This is a genomic window from uncultured Methylobacterium sp. (assembly GCF_964244095.1).
Classification (GTDB): domain Bacteria; phylum Pseudomonadota; class Alphaproteobacteria; order Rhizobiales; family Beijerinckiaceae; genus Methylobacterium.
Genome location: NZ_CAXTHR010000160.1, coordinates 1 through 9308, shown reverse-complemented (window position 1 = coordinate 9308; position 9308 = coordinate 1). Strand labels below are relative to the sequence as shown.

The 9308-nt window shown below is 69.8% G+C and carries 9 protein-coding genes; 4 read left to right on the top strand and 5 right to left on the bottom strand.

Translation table 11 applies throughout. From position 1 onward, the window contains the following. The 4 genes from ACFE86_RS19155 to ACFE86_RS19140 form a co-directional block, all read right to left on the bottom strand. Positions 1-1924, bottom strand: a 1924-nt coding sequence (locus tag ACFE86_RS19155; protein ID WP_375456914.1) for a chemotaxis protein CheA, incomplete at its 3' end; no start/stop codon positions are given. A 753-nt stretch (positions 1925-2677) separates the two neighbouring features. Then, positions 2678-3808, bottom strand: a complete 1131-nt coding sequence (locus ACFE86_RS19150) for an HD domain-containing phosphohydrolase (RefSeq protein ID WP_375456913.1) — start codon at positions 3806-3808, stop codon at positions 2678-2680. Between the two features lie 137 nt (positions 3809-3945). Then, positions 3946-4311: a response regulator gene (locus ACFE86_RS19145; RefSeq protein WP_375456912.1), complete on the bottom strand. Its 366-nt coding sequence runs from the start codon at positions 4309-4311 to the stop codon at positions 3946-3948. 21 nt (positions 4312-4332) lie between these two features. Continuing rightward, on the bottom strand, positions 4333-4617 hold the full coding sequence (locus ACFE86_RS19140) for an STAS domain-containing protein (RefSeq protein WP_375456911.1): 285 nt from the start codon (positions 4615-4617) through the stop codon (positions 4333-4335). Positions 4618-4904: 287 nt separating this feature from the next. Between ACFE86_RS19140 and ACFE86_RS19135 the strand changes: the two genes are divergently transcribed. From ACFE86_RS19135 to ACFE86_RS19120, 4 genes are all read left to right on the top strand, one after another. Continuing rightward, the gene (locus ACFE86_RS19135; protein WP_375456910.1) at positions 4905-5996 is read left to right on the top strand and encodes a methyl-accepting chemotaxis protein; all 1092 of its coding nucleotides are present in this window, start codon (positions 4905-4907) and stop codon (positions 5994-5996) included. 598 nt (positions 5997-6594) lie between these two features. After that, positions 6595-7413, top strand: coding sequence for a class II glutamine amidotransferase (locus tag ACFE86_RS19130; RefSeq protein ID WP_375456909.1), 819 nt, complete (start codon positions 6595-6597; stop codon positions 7411-7413). Positions 7414-7574: 161 nt separating this feature from the next. Continuing rightward, on the top strand, positions 7575-8318 hold the full coding sequence (locus ACFE86_RS19125) for a NepR family anti-sigma factor (RefSeq protein WP_375456908.1): 744 nt from the start codon (positions 7575-7577) through the stop codon (positions 8316-8318). Between the two features lie 126 nt (positions 8319-8444). Further along, positions 8445-8717: a hypothetical protein gene (locus ACFE86_RS19120; protein WP_375456907.1), complete on the top strand. Its 273-nt coding sequence runs from the start codon at positions 8445-8447 to the stop codon at positions 8715-8717. Between the two features lie 21 nt (positions 8718-8738). On the opposite strand, the gene ACFE86_RS19115 is transcribed toward ACFE86_RS19120, so the two are convergent. Next, positions 8739-9308: CDP-alcohol phosphatidyltransferase family protein (locus ACFE86_RS19115; RefSeq protein WP_375456906.1), on the bottom strand; the 570-nt coding region annotated here is incomplete at its 5' end.

Here is a 9308-nt window from a genome sequence, read left to right as displayed (position 1 = left end):
GCAGCTTCGACAGGGACTTGATCACCGTCTGGTGGCTGCCGATGATCTGGTCGGCGACGAAGCCGACCCGGTCTCCGTTGATGGCGGTGATGATCACCTTCTGGTGCGGATCGGGCGCGCCGGTGCTGTCGAACAGCTCCCGCAACCGGAGGTAGGGCACGAGGTCGCCCCGGATGTTGAGGAAGCTGCGGCCGCGCGGCGCGCGGTCCGCCTCCGGCAACTCGACGCATTCCTCGATCGTCGAGAGCGGGATGACGTAGCGCGCATTCCCGACCCGGATCAGCAGGCCGTCGATGATGGCGAGCGTCAGCGGCAGCCGCAGCGCCACCGCCGAGCCGGCGCCCGGCACGGTCGAGAGGTCGATCGAGCCGCGCATCGCCTCGATCGTTTTCTTGACCACGTCCATGCCGACGCCGCGCCCGGACAGGGCCGAGACCGCCTTGGCGGTGGAGAAGCCGGGCGCGAACAGGAACTGGTAGATCTCGTGGTCGCTCAGCGTCGCGCCCGGCGCCACGAGCCCGTTCTCCTCCGCCTTGGCGCGGATGCGCGCGGCGTCGAGGCCGGCACCGTCGTCGCGCACCGTCACGAGAACCTGGGCGCCGACATGCTCGGCGGTCAGCGCGATGCGGCCGGTCGCGGCCTTGCCGGCGGCGGCCCGGCGGGCCGGGTCCTCGATGCCGTGGTCGATCGCGTTGCGGATGAGGTGGACGAGCGGGTCGGCGAGGCGCTCGATCATGGTCTTGTCGAGTTCGGTGTCCTCGCCCTCGGTGACGAACTCGACCGGCTTGCCGAGATCGCGCGACAGGTCGTGGACGAGCCGGCGGAAGCGGCTGAACAGGGAGCCGATCGGGACCATGCGGATGCCCATCGTGGTGTCGCGCAGGCGCGAGGACAGGCGCTCGATCTCCTCCGAGATCGCCTTGATGCCGTTGTCGGCGCGCAGGCCGGCGAGCTGGCTGAGGCGGGCCTGCGCGATCACGAGCTCGCCGACCCGGTCCATCAACTCGTCGAGCCGCTCGGCCTCGACCCGGACCGTCGACCCGGCCCGGTCCTCGGCACGCCGCCCCCCGACCCTCGGCTCGGGGGCGGGGGTGGCCGCGACGGTGGACGTCGATGCCGGCGCGACGGCCTGCACGGGGGCGGGCAGGGGCAGGAGCACGGGCGCGATCGGGACGGAGACGGCTTCGACCGGCGCAGCGGCCGGGACCGCCTCCGGAGCCTCCTGCACGGCGGCGAGCGGCATCAGGGTCAGCTTGACCTCGTCCATGACGAACATGAACACGTCCTCGATCGCCGCCCTTGCGATCTCACCTTTGAGCGTCACGTCCCAGCCGATCGCCAGCGCCTCGGGATCGAGCGCGCCGAGCTCGGGCACGTCGTCGAGGCGTGGCGTCACGGTGCAGGGCCCGAGGTCGCGCAGGTCGTCGAGCAGCGCCAGGGGATTGCTGCCGTTGCGCAGGATGTCGGGGTCGAACGCGATGCCGATGCGCCAGCCGGCCGCGGAGGGCTCTCCCGGCTCGGCAACGACCGCGTGAGGGAGCGGGGCCGGCGCGCGGGCGACGAGGCGCTGCAGCTCGGCGAGGATCGCCTGCCCGATGATCGGGTCCGTCGCCTCCGGCTGCTCGATCAGCGCGCGGATGTGGTCCTTGGCCGAGAGCGACACGTTCACGAGGTCGAGGCTCGCCGGGACCTTGCCCTGGCGGACGAGCTCGAAGGCGGTCTCGAAATCGTGGGTGAACTCGGCCACCTGCTCGAAGCCGAACATGGCGCCCGAGCCCTTGATGGTGTGCAGCGCCCGGAAGGCCGTATCGATCAGCGCGCGGTCCTCCGGCTTGTCGCCGAGGTCGAGCAGGGTGACTTCGAGACGGTCGAGAAGTTCGGCGGCTTCCGTACGGAAGATTTCAGTTGGATCGACGTTGTTCATGTCCGCACCAGCTTTGAGACGACGGCGAGACGCTGCTCGGGCTTGAAGGAGTTTACGGGTGCATGTCCCCGGCCTGCTTCACGCGGGCCACATGCCGTGTCTCCATCCGGGGACATGGCGCCGGGAGGACTGCGGAGGCTTCGACGACGGATCACGTTGTGGTTCCTTGCTCTCGTCGTCGAGATGCGCGATCTGCATTCCGCTCCTTACAGCGTGATATAAAGCTAGATAATTTTGGATTAACAGCCATCGTTCCTGTTAAATTTCCGCGCAACCGGGAAGGATGAGCAATTTATACTGTCATGTTCTTCTGCGATCCATTGATGACTGCATCACAGGATCATCCGATCGGGGCACGAGCGGAGGCGGGTCCGGCGACGGAGTCCGGCCTCGTCCGAGGCAGCCGAGAGGGAGGCGCGGCCGTGGTCCGGGGTTTCGCGCGCATCGAACCGGCCGATGCGGCCGGGGAGCGTCGGACCTCCACGGCATCGCCTGGCCGCTCGGATGGGACCGGAATTGCCGGCGCGTCGGCGCCAGGGCCCGCGACGGGGCGCCGGTCCCATACCGAGGCTCCCCACGGCGATCCGTGCTTCGTTCGACCGGACCGTCCGAGAGGAGCACCGCCTGCGGATCGCAGCACGGATCGCCGTGGGAGCCTCGGGTCACACAGTCATGACCTATGAGGTCCGGCAGACGACCGCCCCGCAGCCACGGGGCCCAAGCCGCGATGGGTCATCGCCTCGAGGCTTGGTCTCAGGCGCTGGCGTGCCGGTCGGCGAGGTACGACGATCGCGCGAGATCGCTGCGCGCGGCGTGCCGTGGCACGGGCGGCACGACCGGAGAAGCGCCGTATCGCCGGGGCTCCTCGCGCATCACCGCGAGGATCGCGGCCCGCACGGCAAGGAATGCGTCGGCGCAGGCGGGATCGAAATGCCGTCCCCGCTCACGTTCGATGTAGGCGAACCCGTCCTTGGCGGTCATCGCAGTCTTGTAGGGACGGTCGCTGGTGAGCGCGTCGAACACGTCGGCGACCGCGACGATCCGCGCGGCGAGGGGGATCAGGCGGCCGGCGAGCCGGTTGGGATAGCCCTTGCCGTCCCAACGCTCGTGATGGGCGCCGGCGATCTCCGCGGCGAGCTGGATCAGGTCGCAGGCGCTGCCGCCGAGGATTCGCTCGCCGATCGCCGCGTGACCCTCGATCACCGCGAACTCGGCCGCGTCGAGGCGTCCGGGCTTAAGCAGGATCGCATCCGGGATCGCCACCTTGCCGACGTCGTGGAGCGGCGCGGCGAGGTAGATCGACCGGCAGGCGGCGGCGGGAAGACCGAGTTTCTCGGCGATGAGACGGCTGTAGCGCGCGACCCGGAGCGTGTGGCCGCCGGTGTCGTTGTCCCGGTATTCGACCGCGAGCGACAGGCGGAAGATCATCTCCTCCTCGCGCTCGAGCAGCGTGCGCGTCGCAGCCTCCACCTCGCGCGCGAGCCAGGCTTTCTGGTCGTTGAGCCTGCGCAGGGTGAGCGAGAGATTGATCATGTTGCGGATGCGGAGCGTGACCTCGGCGGTATCCGGCGATTTCGGGAGGAAGTCGGTCGCGCCCGCTTCGAGCGCCTGCATCCGCACCGTCTCGCTCACGCTCGACGTCACCATCACGATCGGGATCGGGGCGTATTCGGGCATCGCGCGCAGGCGGCGCGTGAGCTCGATCCCGTCCATGCCCGGCATCGCGTAGTCGACGATGGCGATGTCGAAATGCTCGTCGCGGGCTGTGGCCAGCGCCTCCATCGGGTCCGAATGGCAGCAGCAGGCGAGATCGCTCGCGGCCTCGACGAGCCGCTTGAGCTTCATCAGGCTCGACGGACTGTCATCGACCAGCAGCGCCTTCATGTCCCGGCTCCACGATGAGGCGCCCCCAGGCTCGCAGACCCGGGACTCCGGGCAGGCGAGCGCCGACGGTCAGGCGGCCGTGCCGTCCTCGCGGCGGGAGCGGTGCGTGCCGCGGCCGCAAGACGGGGCCGGACCGGTCACGCCCGCACCAGCTTGGACACGACGGCCAGGAGCTGCTCAGGCTTGAACGGCTTCGTGATCCAGCCCGTCGCACCGGCCGCCTTGGCCTTCTGCTTCACGCCGTCGTCGGATTCGGTGCTCAGGAAGACGATCGGCACGCCCGTCAGCGACGGCAGCCCGCGCAGGTTCCGGATCATCTCGAGGCCGTCCATCACCGGCATGTTCAGGTCGGTGATGACGATGTCGACGGGGTTGGCCTTGGCCTTGACCAAGCCTTCGGCGCCGTCGCCGGCCTCGATCACCGTGTGCCCGGCCGGGCCGAGCACGACCTTGACCATCTGGCGGATGCTGGGGGAGTCGTCGACTGCGAGCACGATGGCCATGGGGCGATCCAACGTTGACGGTCAGGTTGCGGAGGCGAGGGTGAGCGGGGACAGGCCCGCACGGGCGAAGGCCGCCTGCGCGGCCTCGGAGAGGTTCGTCACCGCGACGCGCTTGTCCGCGCCGCGGGCGGTCCTGGCCGCCGACACGACGAGTTGCACGAAGGACAGATCGATGCGTTCGGCCTGCGCGCAGTCGATCTCGACGGCGCTCGATGCGGCGAGCGCGACGGCCAGCTCGTCGCGCAGGGCGTGGATCGCCCGCAGGCCGCAATCGCCCGACAGGCGAAGAGAGTACGGATTCGACATGACGCTCTTCACTGGCTTTCCCGATGCGCGAGCCGGACCGTGGGCGCTGGCCAGTCCATTGGCCACGATCGCTGTAAACCGGAGGTTAAAGATGGCTGTTTTCATGGTTACAGATGATCGACGCAAATGCCCTCTTGGTCATGCCGTCGGTCGCAGCGCGTTTCGATAACGCTTCTTTAAGCACGTGAGGAATACCGGTTTCCCACCAGTCGACGCTGGCTGTGCGATCGCCGCAGCGCGTCAAGCCGGACGACGGGAGTCCGGCGGCTCCCAGGGAAAGCCCGATCATGGCGATGCAGGCGACGGCACAGGCGGACCCGCACGGTTCGATCGCAAACGGCGCGCGCGCGATCGATCTGTTGCAGGACTGGCTCGGGCTCTCGACGCTGCAGCGGCGCGCGCTCGACGCCCTGATCGGTGAGATCGGCATCGTCTCCGAGCATGTCGAAACGAACGTCGACAGCCTGTCCGCCCGCTTCCAGACCATCGCGGCGACGACGCGGGACCAGGCCGCGACCGTGCAGGATCTCGTCACGTCGATCCAGTCCGTGCGGATCAACGGCGAGGACCGCCCGCTCTCGCAGGTCGCCTCGGGGCTCGGCGACACCCTCGCCCGGCTGATCGACAAGATCACCGTGCTGTCCTCGCGCGGCGGCGCGATGCTGGGCTCCCTGGACGGGGTGCTCGGCGAGCTGACGTCCGTCGAGGCGAGCATCGCGGCCGTCGACAAGATCAACCGGCAGACCAACCTGCTCGCCCTGAACGCCAAGATCGAGGCGGCGCGGGCGGGCGATGCGGGACGCGCCTTCGCGGTGGTGGCCAACGAGGTGCGCGAGCTCGCCAAGTCGATCGACACCCTCGCGGGCATCATCCGCGGGCAGATCGGCTCGATCTCGAGCGGCCTGCGCAGCAGTCACGCCATGCTGAAGGACATCGCCGCCGTCGACATGTCGGACGAGAGCCTCACCGCCAAGGCCCGCGTCGGCACGGTGATGCAGACCCTCGTGGAGCAGAACGCGCGCTTTGCCGCGGTGCTGCAGCAGACCGCCGAGACGACGCAGGCGATCACCACCGAGGTGTCGGCGGCCGTGGTCGGGATGCAGTTCCAGGATCTCGCCAAGCAGCGCCTCGGCAATGTCGGCGGCGCGTTGCGCGCGCTCGCGGCGGCGCTCGAAGCGGGAGAGGTCGGGGCGGCGCGGATCGGTGCCGAAGCGGACGCGGACGCCCTCGACCGTGCCTGGGTCGAGCGCATGATCGCGGGCTGCACCCTGTACGAGGTCCGCACCCGCCTGACGAACCGGATTCTGAACCCCGGTTCGCCCATCGCCGAGGTTCCGGCCGGGGACGGCAGCGACCTCGACGGCGTCGACCTCTTCTGAGGCCCGGATCGCGACGCGCGATAGCCGTTCTCCCATGGACGTCCTGGTTCGGGTAAGTACCCACGCCCTTGCGCAGAGCGGATTTCGCCGATCCCCTCGTGGAAGGGGCCGAAGCGATCCTGAGCGGCTGAGCCGCGAAGATCTGATCGGTCTGGTGCCGTGATTGAAGCGTGCTTCGAGGATACCGCACACCTCCCCGAAGCCGCCCGCGACAGACCGCAAGGCGCGGCGCGGGCAGGCCAGACCCGGCGGAGCCAAGCCGGGCTGCGAAGGCCACGGCCGGATGACGAGCAGCGATCCTGATGCGCTGATCGAGCCTCGTCCCGATCGTCGCTCCTGCGGCGGCGGCGACCTGCAGACGGCCTTGACAGCCGCGGTCGTCAGCCCGCCCGAACGGATCGCGTTGCCGGCGGTGGCGCCGGTCGTGACGCGGCATCTCCTCGACGTCGGCTTCCTGCCGTCCCACCGCGCGGAAGCCGTGCGGGCCGGTCGTGCCGAAGCCCACGGTTGTCCGGCGCCGGCAAGGCTTCTACATCGGACGCTCCGCGAACGCCCTCGGCCGATCGGCCGCGAAGACCGACGGAAGCATCCAGGACCCATGTGCGAACTGCTCGGCATGAGCGCGAACGTGCCCACCGACATCCGGTTCTCGTTCGCGGCCCTGGCGCGGCGCGGCGGCGAGACCGGTCCGCACGCCGACGGTTGGGGCATCAGCTTCTACGAGAACCACGGTTGCCGCAGCTTCCACGATCCGGAGCCGAGCGCACGATCCGAACTGGCCAAGCTGCTGCGCAACTACCCGATCAAGAGCCGGATCGTGATCGCCCACGTGCGCAAGGCCAATCGCGGCCGCGTCAGCCTCGAGAACACCCATCCGTTCTCGCGCGAGCTCTGGGGCAGGCGCTGGACCTTCGCGCATAACGGCCAGCTCAAGGGCGTTAAGAAGCTGCCGCTCGGCGGTTTCGCGCCGATCGGCTCGACCGACAGCGAGCACGCCTTCTGCTGGATGATGGGACGGCTGCAGGCCCGCTTCCGCACCCTGCCGAAGCCGGCGCTCCTCGACCGGGCGGTGGCGGACCTCGCGGCCGATCTGCACGGGCGCGGCGTCTTCAACATGCTGCTCTCCGACAGCCGCACGCTCTATGCCCATTGCGGCAAGCGGCTCTGCTACCTCACCCGCCGCGCGCCCTTCGGCACCGCGACGCTGATCGACGAGGACTGGCGCGTCGACTTCGCGACGGAGACCACGGACCGGGACGTGGTCTCCGTCGTCGCCACCCAGGCGCTGACCCGCGACGAAAGCTGGACCGATCTCGACCGCGGCGCCGTCCTGACCCTGCGCGACGGCGCGATCCGCCTGCTGAAGCCCGGCAACCCGGCCAGCGCGGCCGTCCCGCTCGAACCGCCGGCCTGTTGAGGCCGCGCCCCGCCGGGCGCGCGGCGGCGCCCGCGAGGATGCAAGCGTCGCCGTGATGCGCTACAGACGTCTCAAACAGGAATGGCACGGACCGCGTCCGCATTCCGCCGCGCGGGCCTGGACCCTCCGCGAACCCGCAGAGCCGTAGAGTGCGACCAGCCATGACCCGCGACGTGACCGAGACCCTTCCGAGCCAGCCCGGGGACGGGAGCGCGGATGCGCGCCCGAACCTGTCGCACACCATCCGCTCGCATCTCGGCGACCACCTGCGCAGCGCCTACGACACCCTGGGGCAGGCCGAGCTGCCGGGCCGGTTCGCCGAGCTGATCGGGAAGCTCGAAGCGGCCTTGCGCGCCCGCGGCGAGGCGATCGAGCCGGAATTCCGCAACGGCCTGCTCGCGGCGGTGCCGAGCTTGCGCGCCTTCGCCCTGTCGCTCACCTCGAACCCGGCCCGCTCCGACGACCTCGTGCAGGATACGCTCCTGAAGGGCTGGCAGCACCGCGCCCGCTTCCAGCCGGGCACCAACCTCAACGCGTGGCTGTTCACGATCCTGCGCAACATCTTCTACTCGGACCACCGCAAGCGCGTGCGCGAGGTCGAGGATCAGGACGGGTCCTACGCCGCGCGGCTCGCCACCGCCCCGCACCAGGGCGACCGGCTCGACGTGGAGGACCTCCAGTCGGCGCTGGCCAAGCTCCCGCCCGACCAGCGCGAGGCGCTGGTCCTCGTCGGCGCCGAGGGCGTGTCCTACGAGGAGGCGGCCACGATCATGGGCTGCAAGGTCGGCACCGTGAAGAGCCGCGTCAGCCGCGCCCGCGGACGGCTCGCGGAACTGCTCGGCTACGACGAGGAGGACCTCGGCTCCGACCGGTTCATCCAGTCGGCGATGCCGAAGGACGCCTGAGGGCATCCTTCGCGGCGGCGTCCGTTCCGGGGGCCTTCGCGTCGGGCCTGTCCTCTCCTCCGGATCGGAGGCGCAACGCTTGCACCGATGAACCGTTGACGCGATGCAGGCGCGGGGAGAACGGCGATGAGCGACGACGCGATCGACACCAAGGCGGGCCTGTCGGAACCGGTCCGCGACCATCTCGGCCAGCAGTTGCGCGCGGTCCTGACGGTGGGGGCGGAGAAGCCGCGCTTCCTCGGCGACGACCCCGTGCCCGATGCGTTCGCACCGCAGTTGCAGCGGCTGGAGACCCGGCTCAAGACCCACGAGGAAGGCACCGGCGCCGTCGGGCACGCGCTCGACCGCATCCTCGACGCCTTCGGCGTCAACCCCGACGACACCTCCCCGCCGGGCTGAAGCGCCCCGCCCGCCACGGGATCAGGTCGCGGCGGCCGGGTCCTCGGGCGCGTCGTTGCGCGCGGGCGCGTCCAGCTTTGCCCGGCGGCGGTACTGCGCCGCGCCCACGGGGATCGCGGCGATGTAGGCGATGCTGATGACGACCAGCGATTCGAACGGGAAGCTGATCAGCAGGCCGAAGGCGGCCACGCCCACGAGGAAGATCGGCAGCACCCAGGCGCGCGGCACGCGCTTGCCCATGGTCTTGCCCGAGAAGGTCGGCACCGTGGAGACCACCATAAGCGCGATGCACAGCACGTAGACGAGGATCGCCGGCGCCGCCCAGGGCTCGAAGCGAAAGCCCAGGAAGTGCAGGTAGAGCGGCAGCAGTCCGGTGAGCGCGCCGGCCGGCGCCGGCATGCCGACAAAGAAGTCCTTCTTCCATTCCGGGCGGTTGGGATCGTCGAGCATCGCGTTGAAGCGGGCGAGTCGCAGCGCCATGGCGATGGCGAAGATCAACGCCACGATCCAGCCGACCGAGCGCAGGTGGAACAGCGCGAAGCCGTAGAGGATCAGCGCCGGCGCGCAGCCGAAATTGACGAAGTCGGCCAG

Coding starts and splice junctions, on each gene's coding strand:
- ACFE86_RS19150 (WP_375456913.1), bottom strand. CDS start 3,808: ATGAAGGCGCTGCTGGTCGATGACAGTCCGTCGAGCCTGATGAAGCTC.
- ACFE86_RS19145 (WP_375456912.1), bottom strand. CDS start 4,311: ATGGCCATCGTGCTCGCAGTCGACGACTCCCCCAGCATCCGCCAGATG.
- ACFE86_RS19140 (WP_375456911.1), bottom strand. CDS start 4,617: ATGTCGAATCCGTACTCTCTTCGCCTGTCGGGCGATTGCGGCCTGCGG.
- ACFE86_RS19135 (WP_375456910.1), top strand. CDS start 4,905: ATGGCGATGCAGGCGACGGCACAGGCGGACCCGCACGGTTCGATCGCA.
- ACFE86_RS19130 (WP_375456909.1), top strand. CDS start 6,595: ATGTGCGAACTGCTCGGCATGAGCGCGAACGTGCCCACCGACATCCGG.
- ACFE86_RS19125 (WP_375456908.1), top strand. CDS start 7,575: ATGACCCGCGACGTGACCGAGACCCTTCCGAGCCAGCCCGGGGACGGG.
- ACFE86_RS19120 (WP_375456907.1), top strand. CDS start 8,445: ATGAGCGACGACGCGATCGACACCAAGGCGGGCCTGTCGGAACCGGTC.